The organism is Intestinimonas massiliensis (ex Afouda et al. 2020) (assembly GCF_900626285.1).
GTDB classification, from domain to species: domain Bacteria; phylum Bacillota; class Clostridia; order Oscillospirales; family Oscillospiraceae; genus Flavonifractor; species Flavonifractor massiliensis_A.
The window spans coordinates 153,192-175,039 of sequence record NZ_LR131148.1 but is presented as its reverse complement, the minus strand read 5'-3'; the positions used below and the strand labels follow the sequence as shown (position 1 = coordinate 175,039).

21 protein-coding genes are annotated in these 21,848 nt (G+C 61.1%); 8 read left to right on the top strand and 13 right to left on the bottom strand.

The genetic code is table 11. The annotated features are described in order from the left end of the window. Nucleotides 1–5: 5 nt before the first annotated feature. The 3 genes from E0E41_RS16735 to E0E41_RS16725 are packed head-to-tail and all read right to left on the bottom strand — an operon-like array spanning nucleotide 6 to nucleotide 2,418. A complete protein-coding gene (locus tag E0E41_RS16735; protein ID WP_130871032.1) occupies nucleotides 6–527 on the bottom strand; it encodes a tripartite tricarboxylate transporter TctB family protein in 522 nt (173 codons plus the stop codon). 21 nt (nucleotides 528–548) lie between these two features. After that, a complete protein-coding gene (locus E0E41_RS16730) occupies nucleotides 549–1,574 on the bottom strand; it encodes a tripartite tricarboxylate transporter substrate binding protein (RefSeq protein ID WP_130871031.1) in 1,026 nt (341 codons plus the stop codon). Nucleotides 1,575–1,632: 58 nt separating this feature from the next. Then, nucleotides 1,633–2,418 (bottom strand): HpcH/HpaI aldolase family protein, encoded by a 786-nt coding sequence (locus tag E0E41_RS16725; RefSeq protein WP_165450597.1) that lies wholly within the window; start codon nucleotides 2,416–2,418, stop codon nucleotides 1,633–1,635. A gap of 390 nt (nucleotides 2,419–2,808) precedes the next feature. Between E0E41_RS16725 and E0E41_RS16720 the strand changes: the two genes are divergently transcribed. Next, nucleotides 2,809–3,579 carry a GntR family transcriptional regulator gene (locus E0E41_RS16720; RefSeq protein ID WP_130871029.1) on the top strand — a complete coding sequence of 257 codons (771 nt, stop codon included), beginning with the start codon at nucleotides 2,809–2,811 and terminating at the stop codon, nucleotides 3,577–3,579. A 53-nt stretch (nucleotides 3,580–3,632) separates the two neighbouring features. Here E0E41_RS16720 and E0E41_RS16715 read toward each other — a convergent pair whose 3' ends face one another. Next, nucleotides 3,633–4,442 carry a MerR family transcriptional regulator gene (locus E0E41_RS16715; RefSeq protein ID WP_130871028.1) on the bottom strand — a complete coding sequence of 270 codons (810 nt, stop codon included), beginning with the start codon at nucleotides 4,440–4,442 and terminating at the stop codon, nucleotides 3,633–3,635. A gap of 75 nt (nucleotides 4,443–4,517) precedes the next feature. Here E0E41_RS16715 and E0E41_RS16710 point away from each other — a divergent pair, with 75 nt between their 5' ends. Next, on the top strand, nucleotides 4,518–5,834 hold the full coding sequence (locus tag E0E41_RS16710) for an MATE family efflux transporter (protein ID WP_242623861.1): 1,317 nt from the start codon (nucleotides 4,518–4,520) through the stop codon (nucleotides 5,832–5,834). Nucleotides 5,835–5,854: 20 nt separating this feature from the next. Here the strand turns inward: E0E41_RS16710 and E0E41_RS16705 are convergent, their stop codons facing one another. The 9 genes from E0E41_RS16705 to E0E41_RS16665 all read right to left on the bottom strand — a co-directional run bounded on the left by E0E41_RS16705 (nucleotide 5,855) and on the right by E0E41_RS16665 (nucleotide 14,125). Further along, on the bottom strand, nucleotides 5,855–6,682 hold the full coding sequence (locus tag E0E41_RS16705; RefSeq protein WP_130871027.1) for a Cof-type HAD-IIB family hydrolase: 828 nt from the start codon (nucleotides 6,680–6,682) through the stop codon (nucleotides 5,855–5,857). Then, nucleotides 6,679–7,626: a transketolase family protein gene (locus tag E0E41_RS16700; RefSeq protein WP_130871026.1), complete on the bottom strand. Its 948-nt coding sequence runs from the start codon at nucleotides 7,624–7,626 to the stop codon at nucleotides 6,679–6,681. Before E0E41_RS16700 ends, E0E41_RS16705 begins: the two co-directional genes overlap by 4 nt. 3 nt (nucleotides 7,627–7,629) lie before the next feature. Then, nucleotides 7,630–8,541 (bottom strand): transketolase, encoded by a 912-nt coding sequence (locus E0E41_RS16695; protein WP_130871025.1) that lies wholly within the window; start codon nucleotides 8,539–8,541, stop codon nucleotides 7,630–7,632. Between the two features lie 132 nt (nucleotides 8,542–8,673). Next, complete coding sequence (locus E0E41_RS16690; protein ID WP_007494905.1) at nucleotides 8,674–9,696, bottom strand: rod shape-determining protein; 1,023 nt, start codon at nucleotides 9,694–9,696, stop codon at nucleotides 8,674–8,676. A gap of 350 nt (nucleotides 9,697–10,046) precedes the next feature. Beyond that, nucleotides 10,047–10,703, bottom strand: coding sequence for a ComF family protein (locus E0E41_RS16685; protein WP_130871024.1), 657 nt, complete (start codon nucleotides 10,701–10,703; stop codon nucleotides 10,047–10,049). Then, nucleotides 10,700–10,876: an Arc family DNA-binding protein gene (locus E0E41_RS16680; protein ID WP_130871023.1), complete on the bottom strand. Its 177-nt coding sequence runs from the start codon at nucleotides 10,874–10,876 to the stop codon at nucleotides 10,700–10,702. The genes E0E41_RS16685 and E0E41_RS16680 overlap by 4 nt, the downstream gene beginning before the upstream one ends. 94 nt (nucleotides 10,877–10,970) lie before the next feature. Continuing rightward, nucleotides 10,971–13,178: an SF1B family DNA helicase RecD2 gene (gene recD2 / locus E0E41_RS16675; protein ID WP_130871022.1), complete on the bottom strand. Its 2,208-nt coding sequence runs from the start codon at nucleotides 13,176–13,178 to the stop codon at nucleotides 10,971–10,973. Nucleotides 13,179–13,238: 60 nt separating this feature from the next. Continuing rightward, nucleotides 13,239–13,577: a hypothetical protein gene (locus E0E41_RS16670; protein ID WP_130871021.1), complete on the bottom strand. Its 339-nt coding sequence runs from the start codon at nucleotides 13,575–13,577 to the stop codon at nucleotides 13,239–13,241. Between the two features lie 47 nt (nucleotides 13,578–13,624). Continuing rightward, nucleotides 13,625–14,125 carry a COG2426 family protein gene (locus tag E0E41_RS16665; protein WP_438819471.1) on the bottom strand — a complete coding sequence of 167 codons (501 nt, stop codon included), beginning with the start codon at nucleotides 14,123–14,125 and terminating at the stop codon, nucleotides 13,625–13,627. Nucleotides 14,126–14,283: 158 nt separating this feature from the next. Here E0E41_RS16665 and pyrE point away from each other — a divergent pair, with 158 nt between their 5' ends. From pyrE to uvrA, 6 genes are all read left to right on the top strand, one after another. Next, nucleotides 14,284–14,955: an orotate phosphoribosyltransferase gene (gene pyrE, locus E0E41_RS16660; protein WP_130871020.1), complete on the top strand. Its 672-nt coding sequence runs from the start codon at nucleotides 14,284–14,286 to the stop codon at nucleotides 14,953–14,955. A 25-nt stretch (nucleotides 14,956–14,980) separates the two neighbouring features. Beyond that, entirely contained in the window at nucleotides 14,981–15,655 is a 675-nt protein-coding gene (locus E0E41_RS16655; protein ID WP_130871019.1) for a JAB domain-containing protein, read from the top strand. 57 nt (nucleotides 15,656–15,712) lie between these two features. Beyond that, nucleotides 15,713–17,671 (top strand): excinuclease ABC subunit UvrB, encoded by a 1,959-nt coding sequence (gene uvrB / locus E0E41_RS16650; RefSeq protein ID WP_130871018.1) that lies wholly within the window; start codon nucleotides 15,713–15,715, stop codon nucleotides 17,669–17,671. Nucleotides 17,672–17,829: 158 nt separating this feature from the next. Next, a complete protein-coding gene (locus tag E0E41_RS19310) occupies nucleotides 17,830–17,913 on the top strand; it encodes a UvrB/UvrC motif-containing protein (protein ID WP_130871294.1) in 84 nt (27 codons plus the stop codon). Between the two features lie 57 nt (nucleotides 17,914–17,970). Continuing rightward, the gene (locus tag E0E41_RS16640) at nucleotides 17,971–18,981 is read left to right on the top strand and encodes an aldo/keto reductase (RefSeq protein ID WP_130871017.1); all 1,011 of its coding nucleotides are present in this window, start codon (nucleotides 17,971–17,973) and stop codon (nucleotides 18,979–18,981) included. 23 nt (nucleotides 18,982–19,004) lie between these two features. Continuing rightward, the gene (uvrA, locus tag E0E41_RS16635; protein ID WP_130871016.1) at nucleotides 19,005–21,827 is read left to right on the top strand and encodes an excinuclease ABC subunit UvrA; all 2,823 of its coding nucleotides are present in this window, start codon (nucleotides 19,005–19,007) and stop codon (nucleotides 21,825–21,827) included. The last annotated feature ends 21 nt before the right edge of the window (nucleotides 21,828–21,848 follow it).

Sequence of the window (21,848 nt, the reverse complement as noted above, 5' to 3'; positions counted from 1 at the left end):
ACCCCTTAAAACGGAAGGATCCCACTGGGCAGCATCAGGTAGAAAATATTCCGGAAGAACAGATAGCAAACGGCAGATACGGCAACTGCGATGACCACATAAATGATGGGGTGGCGCTTGCCCCGCTCTGACAAAAGCATGATCTGCACAAAAAGGTACAGGGCAGATGCAAGAATAAATCCCAGGGGTTCGATCAATACCAGATATACGATAATGGAAACAATGGAAAGGGCCGATTTTACCGCGGCGCTTCTCTCCGACGCAGAGGCCTGCCCCACAGCAGTCTGCTCAGATTCCTTGCTGCGCAGCTTGTTGCCCCGGACAATGCCCAGAGCTACATTGATGGCGCACAGAACGATCCCAACGCTGCAAATTACGATGGGGAAAAATTTCGCATCTACGCTGGAGGCAATCATCACCTGGATATGACGGCTGGACGAAAGGAAAAATGCAAATATGAGCAGCAGCACCACCGCGGCAAGCGCATCACGGTACCAATGGATCATTCGTAATATGGATTCCTTCATTGTGCCACACTCCTCGTGGATTTAATTGACCATCTCCTGCGCATATTTCTTGGCCATCTCATATTGGGCGTTGTGCATTTCCAACGCTTCCTCACCAGTGCTGTACGCCGGAGTAACCGCATACTGCTCGCAGGTCGCCTTGTATTCCTCAGAATTTACAGCATGGTCCACCGCCTCAGACCACTTCTCCACAATGGCGGGATCGGTTCCCTTGGGCATGTAGAAGGCAAAGAACTTCGTAATGTCGCAGTCTTCACCGAACTCGCTCATGGCAGGCCAGTCAGGCGTAATGTCGCACCGCTCGTTAGCAACCACGCACAGGACATCACAGTCGCCGGACTCCACATAAGTACGCGCATAGTTGTTCGTGGTGATGACAAAGTCGATATCCCCGGCCAGCAGCGCCGCGATCGTCTCAGAACCGCCGCCGATGTCCACGATGTTGAAATCCACGTCAAAGGCGTCCGCAACAGCCAGCGCCTGCATATGAGAATATCCGCCCAGAGAGGTACCATAATTCAGTCCGCCGGGGTTGTCCTTCGCGGCCTGAATGAAGTCTTCAAACCCGTCGTAACTGCCCTTGCGCACCATGAGGCAATCGGAAACTTCCTCCACTGCCACGCCTGCAATTTCAAAATCCGTATAGTCGAAATCAGCAATCCCGGTTGCGCTGGCCACCAGGAAAGAGCTCTGATGCCACAGCACGGTATTTCCGTCCGGAGCAGAATCCTTTACCTGTCTTGCCGCTACCGTGCCGGAAGAACCCTCTACGTTCGTACATACGATAGGAACACCCAGCTCCTCAGACATAATTTCACAGAGCTTTCTGCAAAGGATGTCCGTATCGCCGCCAGCGCCAAAGGAAACAATCACATTGATGGGCTGGGTGGGCCACTCTTCTCCCTGGGAAGCCGTATTCTGAGTTCCGTCGGCATCGGCCGAAGGTGACTGGTCCCCCTGCTGTGCTGTGTTCTGCCCGCAGGCGCAGAGCATCAGGAGCAATACCGCAGTGCACATCAGGCAAGCCATCCTCAAATACTTTTTCATAACATACCTTCCTTTCTTCTCGACAATCTTCGTTTCCTCTGCAGAGCAGGTCTTTCCCTCATTGCTTTTTTATACTCGCCTTTACACCATCGATCCCATGCATCACATCCTTTAACTTTTCTGCGATAAAGTTCATTTCTGAACTAAAACCGATATACTGGAAACCCATGTCCACATATTTCTGGACATCCGAGATATTTCCCGCGTAAATGCCCCCGATCTTTCCCTTCGCACGGACTGTTTCAATCACGTGCTTTACCAGCTCCTGCACCTTGGGATGTCCGGGCTGTCCCGTTACTCCGCAGGACTGGCTGAGATCTCCGGTCCCGATGAAAAAGACGTCAGCCTGGGGGATGTCACACAGCTGGTCTATCTTGCTGGCCAGCTCCTCATTCTCCACCATAATCACAGAGAGCAGGTCATGGTTTACATAGTCGATATAACCCTTGTTGTCGATAAAGTTGCTCCCCAGGCAATAGCCGGACGCCCTGGTTGTCAGCCCCAGTCCACGGGTGCCCTCAGGTGCATAGCGCATATTCTCCGCTGCAGCACGCGCCTCTTCCACCGTTTTCGCATTGGGCACCTGAATCCCCTGCGCCCCCATATCGCCGGCGTGAAGGATATGCTCTGCGGAAGAACTCGGTACCCGGATCACAGCATTCATACCGACACCATTTGCCACACGGCACATATCCTGCATATCACGATAGCTGTAATCGCCATGTTCAGCATCGATGATGATGAAATCCATGCCGACCATCCCCAGCATTTCTACCACGGGCGCACAGTTGAATTTATAGAAGGTCCCAAACAGGACCTCGCCCTCCTGTAGCCGCTGCTTCATCGTTTTGCATCCGGGAATCCGCATCGCTGTCAGCTCCTTCAATGATTTATGATTTATGATATATGATATATCATTTTACTTTAGGATAGCAGATTGAATATTTTCTGTCAATGTTATTATTTATTTTTGTTTATTGTGCTTAATTCCAGCCTCGTTTTTTTGTGAAAAGACATCTGTCATGTTTCTCTGCCTTTTCAGAGATCCTTCCACTTGAGAGTTATGCATTTACTTTTTTCTGAGGATAAACTATAATAGTATTAAATTATTTTTAGTGCTTTCCTTTTTTTCCCTCACCGCTTGCGCGTACATACGACCCGTTTAAACGGTAACTGCTTCCTGAAACTCAGTTTGCTCCAGGCGCTCTACTCATAACACACTAGGAGGATTTAAATGCAGTTTGAGACTAAAAAGGATTTTGCCTATGCCCAGATCAAAAACGATATCCTCTCCGGCAAGCTGAAACCGGGTGAAAAGTTGGTCATCCGTACGCTTGCCGCAAAATACGGGATGAGCTACATTCCCATCCGGGAGGCCCTTTCTCAGCTGTTTCACGAGGGGCTCGTACACACGGTCCCTTATACCGGCACGCGGGTGGCCGACATCAACATAGAAAAGGTGTTCGAGGCCACCGCCCTGCGCAACGAGGTTGAAATCCTTTGCCTGAAAACGGCGATCCCCCATATCACAAGTGGCGATATCCAAGCGATACGCGATATTCTGAAGTCCCTTCACTCTTTATACGAGGAGAGAAATATCACGCGATATATGATCGTGAACCATACGTTTTATTCCAGCTTCTATGAAAAATCTCCTTATAAATACTTGAAAGAATATCTGCAAGAACTTTACCAAACAGGGCGGACAAGCACTTCTCTGATTGCTTCTCATTACATACCGGAATCACTTAAACTCCACGAAGAGCTGATCTCATTCGTTGAACAAAATGATATCGATGGCGCAATCCGCTGCCACCGATATCAAAAGCGCGCCGCTATTCGAGCTGTGACCGCAATCATGCGGGAGGTTCTGCTGCATCCCGAACAGCTGGAATCGAGCCATGTTGATATGTTTTATCGCAGGGAGCAGATTGACTCCGACAGAGACAGCCTAATGCAGCAGCTGGACCGCATCGAGGCCCTCTTCCCACTTTCTGCAGACTAATATACCGCAAAAAATAAGAAGGGAACCTTTACGGTTCCCTTCTTATTTTTTCATTATCGCAGCATGTGAACCCGCACCTGAAGCTCGGTTACGTACTCTTCCGCCCGGTTGGTGTCGTGGGCATCGATGCGGTAGAGCTCCAGAGGCGCCCCCGCCGGCATCCGGCCGGCGGAGCGGATGCCGGCCAGCAGAGTACCCAGGTGCTCCTTCAAGTGGTCGTATTCCCCCCGGTAGTACAGTCGGGCGTATTCCCCCTCCGGCAGCACATCGTCAAAGGGCAGCTCGGACCGGGTCAGGAAAAACACCCGGGAAAAATGGTTGAAGATTCCTTTTTTCAGGCTCCCCTCGTCCACCGCCGCCCCCATGCACTGGCTGCCGATAACCTGGATGTAGTCCTGGTGGCGCTGCTCCAGCCGCTTGAGCTGGAAGTCGATCTCCTTTTCCAGGATAAAATCCTGCCCCAGATAGACACAGGGCCGCTCCGGCTCCCGGATGAATTCCACCCGTCCCGCCTCCACCTTGCTGTACCGCTCCAGCCGCAGGCGGCGCTGCTCCGCCTCCTTACAGGCGGTCTCCAGTTCCTCCATCCGGCGGCGGAGCAGCGCCGCCTCCCGGTCCAGCAGCTCCAGGGTCTCCCCCACGCTCCGCCGCTCCAGATAGCCCCGGATCTCCCCGGTGGGCAGATCCAGCTCCCGCAGGGAGCGGATGATATTCAGGGTGCAGATGTCCTGGATGCCGTATTTCCGGTAGCGGTTCTCTCCACGGTCCGGGTGGAGCAGCCCCTTTTCCTCATAATAACGAAGGGTATCGGGGCAGAGATCGAATAATTTGGCCAATTCGTGGATCTGATAGTACTCTTTCAAAATTTTTGCCTCCCGCCCTTGACTTTCGGATGGTACGAGGGTTTATCATAGCTCTGACAAGAGGAGGTTTTACCCTTGAACTTAGCGGCAAAATTTTTCAAATTCACCGTTCCGTCCATTGTCTCCATGTGGATCTTCTCCCTGTACACCATTGTGGACGGCATCTTCGTGGCCCACGGGGTGGGCAGCCACGCTCTGGGCGCAGTAAACCTGTCCATGCCCTTTGTATCCCTGGTGTTCACCATCGGCATTCTGCTGGCCACCGGCACCTCCACCGTTCTGTCCCTGGCCCTGGGCCACGGAGACGAGGAGAAGGCCAGGAACTACTTCAACCAGAACCTGTTTGTGGTTATCGTCCTCTCCCTGGCCCTGACGGCGGCGGTGCTGCTGAACCTGGAGCGGGTGGCCGTCTTTCTGGGGGCCAGCGGGGATCTGCTCCCCCTGGTGAAGGAGTATGTGGGCACCATCGCCTGCTTCGCCGTGTTCTTCACCGTATCCTACAACCTGGAGGTCCAGGTGAAGGCGGACGGCGCCCCCCACGTCAGCACCATCGGGGTGCTCTCCTGCGCCATCATGAACGTGCTGCTGGACTACATCTTCGTCATGCACTTCCACTGGGGGGTGTGGGGGGCCGCCCTGGCCACCGGTCTGGCCCAGGTCACCTCCACCATCGTATTCGTAATCTACTTTCTCACGCACCGGGAGCCTCTGCGGTTCGGGAAGTTCCGGTGGGACCTGGGGTCCTACCGGCGGATCATCCCCCTGGGGATATCCGACGGCCTCAGCGAGTTCTCCAACGGCTTTGTGATCTTCCTGTTCAATCAGATCATCCTGTCGGTGGTGGGCGGGGAGGCTCTCACCTCCTACACCATCATCAGCTATGTCAACACCCTGGTGCTCATGACCATGATCGGCACCGCCCACGGCATCCAGCCCCTGTCCAGCTTCTATCTGGGGGCGGACCAGCGGCCCATGTGCCACAGGTTCCTCACCTACGGGGTGCGGCTGGTGGCGGCGGCAGGCGCGGCCTTCTGCCTCATCTGCCAGCTCTTCGCCGGACCCATTGTGGGGCTGTTCCTGGAAAGCGGCGACCCGCTGTTCTCCTACACCGCCAACGCCCTGCGGCTCTACTCTCTGTCCTTCCTGGTGCTGGGCTTCAACGTGGTGGTCTCCGGCTTCTTCACCGCCATGGAGCACCCGGTCCCCGCCCTCACCATCTCCTTCGGCCGGAGCCTGGTGCTCATCTCCGGATGTCTGGTGGCATTGTCCACACTGTTCGGAGATACGGGCATCTGGCTCTCCCCCCTGGTCTCCGAGGGGCTGTGCCTGATCTTCACCGTCATCTTCCTGCTGCGGTATTTCCACAGTGTGAAGGAGAAAAGCGGCGCATGAGCTTCATGCGCCGCTTTTTTTCAACTGTTCAGCAGATATTGCTCTATCGCCATGCCCACACCGGCGTCGTGGTTGGAGCCGGTGACGTACCGGGCGGCCGCCTTGGCCTCCTCCGTGGCGTTGGCCATGGCAAAGGACCACCCCGCCCAGCGGAGCAGTTCCAGGTCGTTGCCTGCGTCGCCGAAGGCCATCACCTGCTCCGGACCCAAGCCCAGCTTTTTGCACAGGGCCTGCACCGCGGTACCCTTGTTCACACCGGGGGCAGTGAACTCCATGTTGTTCTGGAACGAGCTGGTGATGGACAGCGGGCCCCAGCCCAGAGCCGTCTCCTCCAGCTCCCGCCGCCGCTCCGGGGGAACGTAAAAGACGTGGATCTTTTCCACCGTTCCCGCCGGCAGGACCTCGTTCATATGCTCCGGGAACTGGGAGTACTCAGCCAGGATCCGCCGGAACTGAGGGGTAAAGGCGTGGGAGAGCACCTCCTCTTTCCGGTCGGCCTGGATGTAGTTTTTCCCCTGGCAGTAGATTTCGAAGGGCAGGCTCCAGTCCAGCAGCAGCTCCACCAGAGGGACCCGGGCCTGGTCTGGCAGGCAGTTGCGGTACATCCACTCCCCAGAAGTCACATCCAGCACCGCCGCCCCATTGGAGAGCACGGCGTATTTGGTGACACCCAACTGGGCGTCTACCTCCCGCAGCAGATCCCAGGCGCGGCCGCTGGAGATGACGGCAGCCGCCCCCCGCTCGGCCGCCGCCCGGAGGGCGGCCGCGTTACGGGGCGGCACGGTGGCGTGGTCGTCATCCAGCAGGGTGCCGTCCATATCCAGGCAGATCAGACGGATATCGTTCATTTCTTCAGCTTCAGGGCCTGACGCACCTTGTCGGCAATGCCCTCGGGGGTGAGGCCGTAGGCCTTCAGCACCGCCTTGGCCTCGCCGGAGCGGCCGAACTCGTCATTGACGCCGTGGCGCACCACGGGCACCGGGCAGTGCTCGGACAGGAACTCGGCCACGGCGGAGCCCAGGCCGCCGATGACGGTGTGCTCCTCGCTGGTGACGATGCACCGGGTCTCCAGGGCAGCCTTCAGCACCAGCTCGTGGTCCAGAGGCTTGATGGTGTGCATGTCGATGACCCGGACGGAGATGCCCTCCTCCTCCAGGGTCTGGGCGGCGGCATAGGCCATCTGCACCATCATGCCGGTGGCGATCACCGTCACGTCGGAGCCGTCCCGCAGGACGGAGCCCTTGCCCAGCTGGAAGGTATAGCCGGGCACCTCGTCGGTGATGCTGTCCACCGCCAGGCGGCCCAGACGCATATAGGCGGGGCCGTCATAGTCCAGCAGGGCCTTCACCGCCAGGCGCATCTCGGGCCCGTCGCAGGGGGAGAGCACCATCATGTTGGGGATGGCACGCATGAGGGCGTAGTCCTCAATGCACTGGTGGGTGGCGCCGTCCTCACCCACGGACAGGCCGCCGTGGGAGCCCACCACCTTCACGTTCAGGCGGGGATAGGCGATGGAGTTGCGTACCTGCTCGTAGGCACGGCCGGTGGCAAACATGGCAAAGGTGTTGGTAAAGGGCATCTTGCCGCAGGTGGCCAGACCGGCGGCCACACTGGTCATATTGGCCTCTGCAATACCCATGTTGTAAAAGCGGTCGGGGAACGCCTTGGCAAAAAACTGGCTCTGGGTGGAGCCGGACAGGTCGGCGTCCAGCACTACCAGGTTGGGATACTGCTCCCCCAGCTCCGCCAGGGTCTTACCGTAAGCCACGCGGGTGGCGATCTTCTCACTCATGGCTCACACTCCCTCCTTGTCGCTGAGCACGCCGTAGGTGGTGGCGATTTGCTCAGATACCTGCATGCCGGCCTGCTTCATCCGGTCCATCAGGCCCTGGAGCAGTTCCCCGTGGGCCTGGGCGTACTGCTCGTCGTTGGGGGCCTTGCCGTGCCAGCCGTACTGGTTCTCCATGAAGGAGACGCCCTTGCCCTTGACGGTCTTGGCCAGGAGCACGGTGGGCTTGTCCTTGCAGGCGGCGGCAGCCTGGAAGGCCCTGTCCAGCGCGTCAAAATCGTGGCCGTCCACGTGGATCACGTTCCAGTTGAAGGCCTCGAATTTCTTGTCCAGAGGCTCGGAGGGCATCACGTCGGCGGTGGCGCCGTCGATCTGAAGCCCGTTCACGTCCACAATGGCGCACAGGTTGTCCAGGTGATATTTGGCGGCGGACATGGCGGCCTCCCACACCTGGCCCTCCTCGATCTCGCCGTCGCCCAGCAGGGCGTACACCCGGTAGTCCTTCTTGTCGGCCTTGCCCGCCAGGGCCATGCCCACGGCGGCGGAGATGCCCTGACCCAGGGAACCGGTGGACATGTCCACACCCTTCACATGGTGCATTTCGGCGTGGCCGGACATGGTGCCGTCAATGCGGCGGAACATGGCCAGGTCAGTGACGGGGAAAAAGCCCCGCATGGCCAGCATGGGGTAGAGGGCCGGGGTGCAATGGCCCTTGGAGAGCACAAAGCGGTCCCGGTCCGGGTCCTGGGGGTTGGCGGGGTCCACCCGCATGACGTGGAAGTACAGTGTGGTAAGAATGTCCATGGAGGACAGAGAGCCGCCGATGTGTCCGGAGGCCGCGGCGTGCACCATATCCATGGCCAGCAGCCGCCCGCGGGCCGCTGTGACGGCCATGGTCTGGACCTTTGACTGTTCCATCCGATTCACCTTTCCATTTCTATATCGGCCCTGAGGCCTTCTTTCTCACTCTCAGTATACCGTACCAAACTCCCCGTTTCAACTGTCCTGGGAGAAAAAAGTCCCCGGCGAACGCCGGGGACTTTTGGTGATTCAGTTCATCTGCTTGCGCCGGGACAGGTTGATGGTGCCGTCCTGCATGCTGTCCACGTCGTCCAGGCTCTTGCCGGTGCCGTAGGCCACGCAGGAGATGGCGTCGTCGGCCACGTGGGTCTCGATGCCGGTGTGGGATTCGATCAGCTTGTCGAAGCCCCAGACCAGGGAGCCGCCGCCGGTCATGCAGATCCCGTTGGTGGAGATGTCGGCCACCAGCTCGGGGGGCGTGCGCTCCAGCACGCCGTGGATGGCCTCCAGAATGCGGGTGGAGACCTCCTCAAAGGCCTCGATCATCTCGCTGGAGGACACGGAGAACACCCGGGGCAGGCCGGTCATCAGGCAGCGGCCCTTGATCTCCACCGTCTGCTCCTCGGGACGGGGGAACACGCAGCCGATCTGCATCTTCAGCTCCTCGGCGGTACGCTCGCCGATGAGCACGTTGTGCTTGCGGCGGATGTACTTTACGATGGCCTCGTCAAACTGGTCGCCGGCGATCTTGATGGAGGTGGACTCCACGATGCCGGACAGGGAGATGACGGCGATATCGGTGGTGCCGCCGCCGATGTCCACGATCATGTGGCCGTCGGGCTTGGCGATGTCGATGCCCGCGCCGATGGCGGCAGCTACCGGCTCCTCAATCAGGTACACCCGGCGGGCGCCGGCCTGGATGCCCGCGTCGATGACAGCCCGCTCCTCCACCTCGGTGATGCCGGAGGGGACGCAGATGACGATGCGGGGCTTGAACAGCCGGAAGGAGGTCACCTTGCGGATGAACTCCTTCAGCATCCGCTCGGTCATGTCGTAGTCGGAGATGACGCCCTCCCGCAGAGGCCGGATGGCGACGATGTTGCCGGGGGTACGGCCCAGCATCTGCTGCGCTTCGGTACCCACCTTCAGCAATTTGCCCGTATTCTTATCGATGGCTACCACGGAGGGCTCCCGCAGCACCACGCCCTTGCCTTTTACGTAAACCAGGATGGAAGCGGTACCCAGATCGATACCGATATCTTTACTGAACATACCAGCACCTCGAAGTCTTGATAACTTTCTTTTTAGTTTGTCCCAAAATTTCATGGATAATCTCCTATATTATACAGAAGTATGATTCTCTTTTCAACGTCATTTTCCCTGAATTTTCGTTAACTTTTTCAGCGGGCACGGGCAAGGGTAGCACATACCACGTCAGCCGCCCCCATGGAGCGCAGCATCCGGGCACACCCCCACGGGAACCACGGTTCCCGTGGGACCCCATTTTCATCTGCTTGGCAGGAGTGAATCCCGCCAAGCCAAGGTTTTGGCCCATGGCCAAAACGCTTGTACGCGCCAAAAGGCGCGCCCGGCAAAGCCGGGTCCTCGTGCGCCCCGTCGCCTTACCTGGCACGGGCAAGGGTGGCACATACCACGTCAGCCGCCCCCATGGAGCGCAGCATCCGGGCGCACTCGGACAGGGTGGAGCCGGTGGTCACCACGTCGTCGATCAGCAAGATCCGCTTGCCCCCCACCAGCTCCGGGTCCACCGGCTGGTAGGCGCCCAGCACATTGGCCCGGCGCTCCGCCTCCCCTTCCAGACCGGACTGGGCCGCGTTGTCCCTGCCCTTCCGCAGGGTCTCCACCGCCACGTCGTCCAGCTCCAGCGCCGCGGCGCTGGCCAGCAGGAAAGCCTGGTCGTAGCCCCGCTCCTTCTTCCGCTTGTCGGAGAGGGGCACCCAGGTGATCAGGTCATATTTTCCCGCCAAATGGTCGTGGACACACTGGGCCACCAGCAGGCCATAGGCCTTGTGGTAGCCCCTCCGGCCCTGGAATTTGTACCGCCGGATGGAGTCCCGCACCTTGCCCTGGTACCGCAGGGGCGAGGCGCACAGGGAGAAGAACTCCCCCGTCTGCTCCGCCGCCGGACCCTCCAGCCAGGGCAGGTCCTTCTGGCAGGCGGAACACAGATGCTTCACCCCTGTGGGCAGGATCTTCCCGCAGAACACACATTTCGGCGGGAACAGCAGATCCAGCAGTTTCGCCGCCGCCCCGCTCATTTTTCGTCCCCCACTGGAATGGGGCCGTTCTCCTGTTCAAAGCTCCGGATGCAGCTCTGGATCAAATACAGGATCTGCCCGCTCATGGAACGCCCCTCATAAGCCGCCACATACTGGAGCTTGTCGTGGAGTTCCTTGTCCGTGCGGATGCTGAGATGATTGGTCTTGCCCATATGCTTTGCCTCCTGATCTTTGGTAAGCAAAGCATATCCTGCGTACTGCAAATCAAGTTTATTCTTAGTGCATTCTTACGGCATAAAATTTGTCTCACTCCGCCATCTGCACCAGGCGCCACCGCAGACCGGAATACCGTCTCTGCTGGCGGTTGTTGGCGGTCATGGCGGCCACCACTTCCTCGTCCCCCACCAGGATCAGCAGCTCACGGGCCCGGGTGATGGCGGTGTACAGCACTCCCCGGGTCAGCAGCATGGGTGCCCCGCCGCTCACAGACAGGATCACCGCCCGGTACTCGCTGCCCTGGGCCTTGTGGACGGTGATGGCGTAGGCGGGCTCCAGCTCCACCAGCATGTCCCCGGTGTACTCCACCTGACGGCCCTCGAAGTCCACCGTCAGGGTGCCCTCCCGGTTGTCCACCCGGATGATCTGGCCGATATCCCCGTTGAAAATGCCCAGGCCGGAGGTCAGGCCGTCCTTCCACATCACGTCGTAGTTGTTGCGCACCTGCATGACCCGGTCCCCCTGGCGGAACACGTACTCCCCGAAGCGGCGCTCCGGCTTGTCCTCCGCCGGAGGATTCACCGCCTCCTGGATGGCCCGGTTCAGGCTGGCGGTGCCCGCCACCCGCTTGCGGGTGGGAGAGAGCACCTGGATCTGGTCGGCGGGTATGCCCATGTTGTCGGGCAGGCGGGTCTTGACCAGCTCCACAATGGTCTCGGCGGCCCGGGCCGGGTCCTTCCGCCGCAGGAAGAAAAAGTCGTGCTTGTTGTCCTTTAGGTCAGGCAGCTCCCCCCGGTTGACCCCGTGGGCGTTGCGGATAATGGCGCTCTCGGCGGCCTGGCGGAAGATCTCGGTCAGCCGCACCATGGGCACCACCCCGCTGCGGATCAGGTCGGAAAAAAGGTTCCCCGGCCCCACGCTGGGCAGCTGGTCCGGGTCCCCCACCAGGATCAGGCGGCAGTCGGGCCGCAGGGCGGACAGCAGGCCCCGCATGAGCACGATATCCACCATGGAGGTCTCGTCCACGATGACGGCGTCCGCCTTCAGCGGGTCGCTCTCATCATGGGCGAACACCAGCCGCCCGGAGTGGGGGTCGTACTGGGTCTCCAGCAGGCGGTGGATGGTGTACCCCTCCGCCCCGCACAGCTCCCCCAGCCGCTTGGCCGCCCGGCCGGTGGGGGCCGCCAGGGCGGTCTCCAGCCCCAGCTCCTCAAAGAGGGCCAGCACACCCCGCAGGGAGGTGGTCTTGCCGGTGCCGGGGCCGCCGGTGAGCAGCATCACCTGCCGCTGGGCGGCCAGCAGCACCGCCTGGCGCTGCTGGGGGGCGTAGGTGATGCCCTGGTCGGCCTGGATGCGGTCAATGAGCCGGTCCAGGTCGTGGGGGGCCACCAGCTCGCCCCGGGCCATCTCGGTGATGCGCCAGGCCACGTACTGCTCGGCCTCACACAGGTCGTGGAGGTACACCGCCTCCTCCCCCGCCACCTGCTCCTGAATGATCTCCCCACGCTCCAGCAGGGTCTCCAGGGCGTCCTCCAGCAGGTCCTCCTCCACCCCGATGAGCTGGGCGGTGGCGGGGATCAGCTTCCGCCGGGGCAGGAAGGTGTGGCCGTTGTCCAGGTTGTGGGTCAGCTCAAAGAGCAGGGCGGCCTCCACCCGCTGGGGGTCGTCCCCCTCCATGCCCATGGACAGAGCCAGCTGGTCGGCGGCGGCAAATTCCACCCCCAGCTCCTCATCCACCAGCAGGTAGGGGTTGCCCCGGATGGCCTCCAGGGCCCGGTCCCCGAACTTGCGGTAGAGGGGCATGGCCAGCTGGAGGGGCACCTCATGCTCCCCCAGGAATTCCAGCAGCCGCCGCATGCCCATCTGCATCCGGAAGCTCTCCCCGATGGCCAGAGCCCGCTTGCGGGTGATGCCTTTGATCTGGGTCAGCCGCTCCGGGTGCTCCTCCAGCACCCGCAGGGCGTCCTCCCCGAACTCCTCCACCATCCGCCGGGCGGTGGCGGCCCCGATGCCCCGCACCGCGCCGGAGGACAGGTAGTCAAAGATGGCCTTGGTACCGGCGGGCAGCCGCCGCTCCACCGCCTCCGCCTTGAACTGCTCTCCGTAGGAGGCGTGGCGCATCCAGGCCCCCTGGACCGAGATACTCTCCCCAGGGGCCACCCCGGGCATGCAGCCCACCACGGTGATGGCGGCTCCGTCTCCCACGTCAAGACGGAGCACCGTGTAGCCGTTCTCCTGGTTCTGGTAGACTACGGCCGACACGGTGCCCTCAATGTACGTCTGTTCCGCCTCCTGCATGGCTGCCCCTCCTTGTCTGTTCAGGCATATGATACCATCAAGCGGCTCATTTGTCGAATCCTATTTCCCCAAAATATACGCCCCCAGCCGGTCGCCGGGGCAAACCACCACGCCGGTGGAGTCGGCCAGCAGGGCCGCCGCCACCGCCCGCCCCGCCGGGTCCAGACCGTTGTCGGCGATGACGATGGTGAAGCGGGCCAGCTCCCCGCCCCGCAGCCACAAAAGGCCCTTCACATCCTGCTCCAGATGCTCCCCTTCACCGTCAGCGGGCACCACGGCGTACACCGGACCACTGCCGCTCCCCACCGGGGTCACCAGCTTTCCGAAGAGGACCCACCCCAGAGCCAGCAGGCCCACGGCCGCCAGCAGCGCAAAGAGAATCTGTAGAATTGCATGCACAGCCCCTCACCTCCGCCCCATCCTATGCGGCGGAGGCGGAAAGGGTCTCAGTTCCCCACGGTGGCCACCACCAGTCCGGTGGCCAGGGTCATGATGAGCCCGGCGGTCACGATGCCCAGGAAGATGGAGGGTAGGGCCTTCCGCAGGGGCATATCCAGAAAGGCCGCCGCCAGGGCCCCCGTCCAGGCGCCGGTGCCCGGCAGGGGGATGGCCACAAAGAGCCACAGGCCGATATACTTGTACTTGCTCACCTTCTGGCCCTTCAGGTGGGCCTTTTTCTCCAGCTTATCCACCAGAGAATTGAGTTTTTTGGATTTCCGCCGCATCCACAGAAAGATCCGGCGGATGTAGACGATAATAAAAGGGATGGGGATCATATTGCCGATGATGGCGGCCACCAGCGCCTGACCTGCCGGGAGACCAAGAGCGGTGCCGAAGGGTACGCCCCCCCGCAGCTCAATGATGGGCACCATGGACACCAGCATGGTAAAGAACATCTCGCCCAGATTGGTTTTTGTGAGCCAGTCCAATAAGTCCAAGGATAACACCTCACATCATAAGTCCTTCGTATTGTATCATAATAATTGGGATCCTTGCATTAAGATTTCATAAAAAAACAATTTTTCCTCTCTGTTCCCCGCCTTGCCGGAGCTTACAAATAATGATATAATAGTTCGACAATTTTGGGAAAGCGAGGCTGACTGCCATGACCTACAAGGAAGAATTCATTACCTTCATGGTGCGCTCCGGCGTGCTCACCTTTGGAGATTTCACCACCAAGTCCGGCCGCAAGACCCCCTACTTCATCAACACCGGCAACTACAAGACCGGCGCTCAGGCCGCCAAGCTGGGCGACTACTACGCCGCCTGCATCCAGGAGAATCTGCCTGACGGGGTCACCTGTCTGTTCGGCCCCGCCTACAAGGGCATCCCCCTGGCGGTCACCGCCGCCGCCTCCCTGTACCGCAACTACAATCGTGACCTGCCCTACTGCTTCAACCGCAAGGAGGTCAAGGACCACGGTGAGGGCGGCTCCATGGTGGGCTACAAGCCCCAGGACGGGGACGACGTGGTCATCGTGGAGGACGTGGTCACCGCCGGCACCGCCGTCCGGGAGACCATCGAGCTGTTCAAGCACGTGGCCGACGTCCACATGAAGGCCCTCATCGTCTCCGTGGACCGGATGGAGCGGGGCACCAGGGACTGCTCCACCCTGGACGAGCTGCGGGAGGACTACGGCATCGCCGTCTACCCCATCGTCACCGTGAAGGAGATCATTGCCTTCCTCCACAACCGTGAGATCGACGGCAAGGTGTATATTGACGACGAGATGAAGGGCAAAATGGAAGCCTACCTGAAGGAGTACGGCGCCCGGTAATCTTGTGAGAAAGGAGGGTCCGGCCATGGGCACCCACGACGGCCACCGTCAGCGGCTGAAAACTGAATTTCTGGCCCGGCCGGACTCCTTCCCCGACCACAAGCTGCTGGAGCTGCTGCTCTTCTACGCCAACCCCCGCAGCGACACCAACCCCCTGGCCCACGAGCTGATGGATCATTTCGGCTCCCTGGCCGGGGTACTGGACGCCACGCCGGAGGAGCTGCAGAAGGTGAAGGGCGTGGGAGAGCACGCCGCCGTCCTGTTCAAGGCGGTGAAGGAGTTTTCCGGCCGTTATCTCACCGTTCGCACCCAGGTGGACGGTATCGCAAGGAATGCCCGGGACTATTATGCCCTGCTGCGGCCCTACTTCTTCGGGGCCCGGAACGAGATGCTGTGCCTGCTCTGCCTGGACGGCAAGCACAAGGTGCTGGGTATCCGGCGGCTGGGGGAGGGCAACGTGAACGCGGTGTCCATCACCACCCGGCTCATCGCCGAGGCCGCCCTGTCCCTCAACGCCTCGGCGGTGGTGCTGGCCCACAACCATGTGTCGGGCATTGCCCTGCCCTCCGACGAGGACGTGGCCACCACCAACAGTCTGGCCCCCATTCTCAGCACTCTGGGGATCGACCTGACGGACCACCTGATCTTCGTGGACGACGACATGGTGTCCCTCCGGGACAGCGGATTTTACCGCCCCTGAAATCCACGGTTGCAATAGAACATTTGTTTTGGTACAATAGGCAGGCGAGGTGACGGTATGCCGAAATTTGAAGTAGTCAGCGATTATCAGCCGGCGGGCGACCAGCGGTCGGCCATCGCCGCCCTGGCGGCAGGCATTGAGAACGGCCTGGACGAGCAGACCCTGCTGGGCGTCACCGGCTCGGGCAAGACCTTCACCATGGCCAAGGTCATCGAGGCGGTGCAGCGGCCCACCCTGGTGCTGGCCCACAACAAGACCCTGGCCGCCCAGCTGTGCGCCGAGTTCAAGGAGTTTTTCCCCCACAACGCGGTGGAATACTTCGTGTCCTACTACGACTACTACCAGCCCGAGGCCTATATCCCCCACACCGACACCTTCATCGAGAAGGATTCCGCGGTGAACGAGGAGATCGACCGGCTGCGGCTGGCGGCCACCGCCTCCCTGATGGAGCGGCGGGACGTGATCGTGGTGTCCTCCGTGTCCTGCATCTACGGCCTGGGCGAGCCGGAGGACTTTGCCAAAATGATGGTCTCCCTCCGGGTGGGGGCCACCATGGAGCGGGACACTTTGCTGAAAAAGCTGGTGGACATCCGCTACGAGCGCAACGACATCGCCTTTGAGCGCAACATGTTCCGGGTCCGGGGGGACACGGTGGAGATCTTCCCCGCCTACTGGAAGGATTCCGCCATCCGGGTGGAGTTCTTCGGGGACGAGATCGACCGGATCAGCGAGATCAACGTGGTCACCGGCGCCCCCATCCGGCGGCTGACCACCATCCCCATCTGGCCCGCCACCCACTACGTCACGCCCAAGGAGAAGATGGACGCCGCCATCCAGGAGATCTACAAGGAGCTGGAGGAGCGGGTAGCCTTCTTTGAGAAGGAAAACAAGCTCATCGAAGCCCAGCGAATCAAGCAGCGCACCATGTACGACGTAGAGATGATGCAGGAGCTGGGCTACTGCACTGGCATCGAGAACTATTCCCGGGTGATTGAGGGCCGGCCCGCCGGGTCGCCCCCCCACACCCTGCTGGACTATTTTCCCAAGGACTTTGTCATGTTCATCGACGAGAGCCACGTGACCCTCCCCCAGGTGCGGGCCATGTACAACGGCGACCGGGCCAGAAAGACCTCTCTGGTGGACTACGGCTTCCGCCTCCCCTGCGCCTTTGACAACCGGCCTCTGAAATTTGAGGAGTTCCAGAAGCGGCTCAACCAGGTGGTGTACGTGTCCGCCACCCCCGGCGAGTACGAGCGGGAGCGGTCCGGCCAGATCGTGGAGCAGGTCATCCGCCCCACCGGCCTGCTGGACCCCAGGATCGAGGTGCGGCCGGTGGAGGGCCAGATCGACGACCTCATCGGGGAGATCAACGAGCGTACCGCCCGGAAAGAGAGGGTGCTGGTCACCACCCTCACCAAGAAGATGGCGGAGGACCTGACGGCCTACCTCACCAACACGGGCATCAAGGTGCGGTATATGCACCACGATATCGACACCATCGAGCGGATGGAGATCATCCGGGACCTGCGGCTGGGCACCTTCGACGTGCTGGTGGGCATCAACCTGCTGCGTGAGGGCCTGGACCTGCCGGAGGTCTCTCTGGTGGCCATCCTGGACGCCGACAAGGAGGGCTTCCTCCGCTCCGAGACCTCCCTCATCCAGACCATCGGCCGGGCGGCCCGCAACGCCGACGGCCTGGTCATCATGTACGCCGACACTATCACTCCCTCCATGCGCCGGGCCATCGACGAGACCGAACGCCGCCGGGCCAAGCAGGACGCCTTCAACAAGGAACACGGCATCGTGCCCAAGACCATCATCAAGTCGGTCCGGGACGTCATCGACCTGTCCGAGGAGAAGGAGGAGCTGCCCCACTCCAAAAAGGCCCTTTCCAAGAAGGAGAAGGAGGCCGCCATCGCCAAGCTGGAGAAAGAAATGCGGGAGGCGTCCAAACGGCTGGAGTTCGAGTACGCCGCCGTCCTGCGGGACCGCATCATCGAACTGCGAGGACAATAGCCTCCCGCATTTCTTTCGGGGCCCCGCCACCGGCGGGGCGGCGCTTGCGCCGTACAAGCGTTTTGCCGCAGGCAAAACCTTGGCGCAGGGCCAATTCACTTGGCCCGAGCATGTAAAATCTATTCAGGGCTCCCACACGGCTTCTGCCGTGTGGGACAATGCGGGAGGCCAGCAAGCGGCTGGAGTTCGAGTATGCCGCTGTCCTGCGGGACCGCATCATCGAGCTGCGGGGACAAAATTAAGCCATTATTATTATGTTTGATTTCGGATCACACCCTAGTTAAAGCGAGGTTTTGAACATGAATTACGTCACTTTGGGTAAAACTGGTCTCAAGGCCGCCGTGATCTCCTTCGGCGGTATCCCCATCCAGCGCGCCGACGCCGCCAATACCAAGGCCGTGGTGGACAAGCTGGAGGAGTACGGCATCAACTATATCGACACCGCCCGGGGCTACACCGTGTCCGAGGAGTACCTGGGGGCCGCCCTGGAGGGCCGCCGGGACAAGTTCATCCTGGCCACCAAGTCCATGGCCCGGGACAAGGCCGCCATGGCCAAGGACGTGGAGACCAGTCTCCACAATCTCCGCACCGACTATATCGACATCTACCAGCTCCATAATGTGCTGGAGAAGGACATCGAGAAGGTATTCAGCCCGGAAGGCGCCTACGCCGCTCTGGAAGAGGCCAAGGCCGCCGGAAAGATCGGCCATATCGGCGTCACCTGCCACAGTGCCGACGCCATGAAGATCCTGGTGGAGCAGTACGCCGACAAGATCGAGACCGTCATGTTCCCCTTCAACATCGTGGAGGACCAGGGCAAGGAGACCCTGACCCTGGCCCGGGAAAAGGGCATCGCCACCATCGCCATGAAGCCCATGGCCGGCGGCAACCTGGACGACTGGAAGCTGGCCCTGCGGTACATCGCCGCCTCCGGCGTCATCGACATTGCCATTCCCGGCATGGGCTCCCCCGAGGAGGTGGACCGCAACGCCGCGGTGGATCTGTCCAGCCCCCTGACCCAGGAGGAGCTGGAGCAGTGCGCCGCTGTCCGCAAGGCTCTGGGCACCCAGTTCTGCCGCCGGTGCGGCTACTGCGCCCCCTGTTCCACCGGCATCGACATCCCCCAGAACTTTCTCATGGCCAACTACGCCCGCAAGTACGGCCTCACCGACTGGGCCGAGGCCCGGTACAAGGCCCTGCAGTATCACGCCGGGTCCTGCGTCCAGTGCGGCGCCTGCGAGAAGCGGTGCCCCTACAACCTGCCCATCCGGGATATGCTGGCCGACGTGGCAAAGCTGTTCGGCTATTGATCGCTTAAAGGAGTTCCTCAGTTATGCTTGACCATATTTCCGTCAAAGGCGCCCGCGCCAACAATCTGAAGAATATCGACGTGGATATTCCCCGGGACAAGCTGGTGGTGCTCACCGGCCTGTCCGGCAGCGGCAAGTCCTCCCTGGCCTTTGACACCATCTACGCCGAGGGACAGCGCCGGTATGTGGAGTCCCTGTCCTCCTACGCCCGTATGTTTCTGGGGCAGATGGAAAAACCCGACGTGGATTACATCGATGGTCTCTCCCCCGCCATCTCCATCGACCAGAAGACCACCTCCAAAAACCCCCGGTCCACCGTGGGCACCGTCACCGAGATCTACGACTACCTCCGGCTGCTGTGGGCCCGGGTGGGCACCCCCCACTGCCCCAAGTGCGGCAAGGAGATCAAACAGCAGACCATCGACCAGATCATCGACCAGGTCCTTGCCCTCCCGGAGGCCACCCGCATCCAGGTGATGGCTCCGGTGGTGCGGGGCAAGAAGGGCACCCATCAGAAAATCTTCGAGGACGCCCGGAAGTCGGGCTACGTCCGGGTGCGGGTGGACGGGTCCCTGTACGACCTGACCGAGACCATCGAGCTGGACAAGAACAAGAAGCACAACATCGAGATCGTGGTGGACCGTCTGGTCATACGGCCGGACATTGCCCGCCGGCTCACCGACAGCGTGGAGGTGGCCTCCAACCTGGCGGGCGGCCTGGTGGTCATCAACATCGTGGGAGAGGACCGGGACATCCTGTTCTCCCAGAACTACGCCTGCGAGGACTGCGGCATCTCCATCGAGGAGCTGTCGCCCCGGATGTTCTCCTTCAACAACCCCTTCGGCGCCTGCCCTACCTGTACCGGCCTGGGCTCCCAGCTGAAGGTGGACCCCGACCTCATCATCCCCAACAAGGAGCTGTCCATTCTGGAGGGGGCCATCACCGCCTCCGGCTGGAACAACATCAAGGGGGATTCCATCTCCCGGATGTACTTTGACGCCCTGGCGAAAAAGTACGGCTTCAAGCTGACCACCCCGGTGAAGGACCTGCCGAAGGAGATCATGGACATCATTCTCTACGGCACCAAGGGGGAGAAGCTGAAGCTGACCTACGACCGGGCCAACGGCCAGGGCACCCTGATGCAGCCCTTTGAGGGCATCATCAACAACCTGGAGCGGCGTTACCGGGAGACCCAGTCCGACGCCATGCGCCGGGATCTGGAGGACTGCATGGGAGAACAGCCCTGCCCCGACTGCGGCGGCAAGCGGCTGCGGAAGGAGGCCCTGGCGGTCACCGTAGGCGGGCTGAACATCGATTCTTTCTGCCGGAAATCGGTGACCGAGGCCCTGAACTTCATCGACCATCTGGAGCTGTCGGAGCAGAAGATGCTGATCGCCGACCGGATCCTGAAGGAGATCAAGAACCGGCTGGGCTTCCTCCAGAGCGTGGGCCTGGAGTACCTGACCCTGAGCCGGGCCGCCGCCACCCTGTCCGGCGGCGAGAGCCAGCGCATCCGGCTGGCCACCCAGATCGGCTCCTCCCTGATGGGGGTGCTCTATATCCTGGACGAGCCCTCCATCGGCCTGCACCAGCGGGACAACGACAAGCTGCTGGCCACCCTGAAGCACCTGCGGGACCTGGGCAACACCCTGCTGGTGGTGGAGCACGACGAGGACACCATGCGCCAGGCCGACTATATCGTGGACATCGGCCCCGGGGCCGGAGTACACGGCGGCCGGGTGGTGGCCTGCGGCACCGCCGAGGAGATCATGAACACCCCCGGCTCCATCACCGGCGACTACCTGTCCGGCCGGAAGAAGATCCCGGTGCCCACCGAACGGCGGAAGGGCAACGGCCACTTCCTCACCGTCCGGGGCGCCGCGGAAAACAACCTGCAGAACGTGGACGTGTCCATCCCTCTGGGCACCTTCACCTGCGTCACCGGCGTGTCCGGCAGTGGAAAATCCTCCCTGGTGAACGAGATCCTCTATAAGCGGCTGGCCGCCGACCTGAACCGGGCCAAGACCCGCCCGGGCAAGCACAAGGCGCTGGAGGGGGAGGAGTATCTGGACAAGGTCATCGACATCGACCAGTCCCCCATCGGCCGTACCCCCCGGTCCAACCCGGCCACCTACACCGGACTGTTCAACGACATCCGGGACCTGTTCGCCTCCACCCCCGACGCCAAAGCCAGAGGCTACGGACCCGGCCGGTTCTCCTTCAACGTCCGGGGCGGCCGGTGTGAGGCCTGCCAGGGTGACGGCCTCATCAAGATCGAAATGCACTTTCTGCCCGACATCTATGTGCCCTGCGAGGTGTGCAAGGGCAAGCGGTACAACCGGGAGACCCTGGAGGTCCGCTACAAGGGCAAGAATATCTATGAGGTGCTGGACATGACGGTGGAGGAGGCCCTCCCCTTCTTCGAGCACCTGCCCCGTCTGTACAACAAGCTCCAGACCCTCTACGAGGTGGGCCTGAGCTATGTGAAGCTGGGCCAGCCCTCCACCGAGCTGTCCGGCGGCGAGGCCCAGCGGGTGAAGCTGGCCACCGAGCTGGCCAAACGCTCCACTGGCAAGACCATCTATATCCTGGACGAGCCCACCACCGGCCTCCACACCGCCGACGTCCACAAGCTGATCGAGGTTCTCCAGAAGCTGGTGGATGTGGGCAATACGGTGGTGGTCATCGAGCACAACCTGGACGTCATCAAGACCGCCGACCACATCATCGACCTGGGCCCCGAGGGCGGGTCGGGCGGCGGTACCATCGTGGCCACCGGCACCCCGGAAGAGGTGGCCGCCTGTCCGGAGAGCTATACCGGACAATATCTGAAACGGATGCTGTAACCGAAAGACCTGCTAACAAAA

Coding starts and splice junctions, on each gene's coding strand:
- E0E41_RS16735 (WP_130871032.1), bottom strand. CDS start 527: ATGAAGGAATCCATATTACGAATGATCCATTGGTACCGTGATGCGCTT.
- E0E41_RS16730 (WP_130871031.1), bottom strand. CDS start 1,574: ATGAAAAAGTATTTGAGGATGGCTTGCCTGATGTGCACTGCGGTATTG.
- E0E41_RS16725 (WP_165450597.1), bottom strand. CDS start 2,418: ATGAAGCAGCGGCTACAGGAGGGCGAGGTCCTGTTTGGGACCTTCTAT.
- E0E41_RS16720 (WP_130871029.1), top strand. CDS start 2,809: ATGCAGTTTGAGACTAAAAAGGATTTTGCCTATGCCCAGATCAAAAAC.
- E0E41_RS16705 (WP_130871027.1), bottom strand. CDS start 6,682: ATGAACGATATCCGTCTGATCTGCCTGGATATGGACGGCACCCTGCTG.
- E0E41_RS16700 (WP_130871026.1), bottom strand. CDS start 7,626: ATGAGTGAGAAGATCGCCACCCGCGTGGCTTACGGTAAGACCCTGGCG.
- E0E41_RS16695 (WP_130871025.1), bottom strand. CDS start 8,541: ATGGAACAGTCAAAGGTCCAGACCATGGCCGTCACAGCGGCCCGCGGG.
- E0E41_RS16690 (WP_007494905.1), bottom strand. CDS start 9,696: ATGTTCAGTAAAGATATCGGTATCGATCTGGGTACCGCTTCCATCCTG.
- E0E41_RS16685 (WP_130871024.1), bottom strand. CDS start 10,703: ATGAGCGGGGCGGCGGCGAAACTGCTGGATCTGCTGTTCCCGCCGAAA.
- E0E41_RS16680 (WP_130871023.1), bottom strand. CDS start 10,876: ATGGGCAAGACCAATCATCTCAGCATCCGCACGGACAAGGAACTCCAC.
- recD2 (WP_130871022.1), bottom strand. CDS start 13,178: ATGCAGGAGGCGGAACAGACGTACATTGAGGGCACCGTGTCGGCCGTA.
- pyrE (WP_130871020.1), top strand. CDS start 14,284: ATGACCTACAAGGAAGAATTCATTACCTTCATGGTGCGCTCCGGCGTG.
- E0E41_RS16655 (WP_130871019.1), top strand. CDS start 14,981: ATGGGCACCCACGACGGCCACCGTCAGCGGCTGAAAACTGAATTTCTG.
- uvrB (WP_130871018.1), top strand. CDS start 15,713: ATGCCGAAATTTGAAGTAGTCAGCGATTATCAGCCGGCGGGCGACCAG.
- E0E41_RS19310 (WP_130871294.1), top strand. CDS start 17,830: ATGCGGGAGGCCAGCAAGCGGCTGGAGTTCGAGTATGCCGCTGTCCTG.
- E0E41_RS16640 (WP_130871017.1), top strand. CDS start 17,971: ATGAATTACGTCACTTTGGGTAAAACTGGTCTCAAGGCCGCCGTGATC.
- uvrA (WP_130871016.1), top strand. CDS start 19,005: ATGCTTGACCATATTTCCGTCAAAGGCGCCCGCGCCAACAATCTGAAG.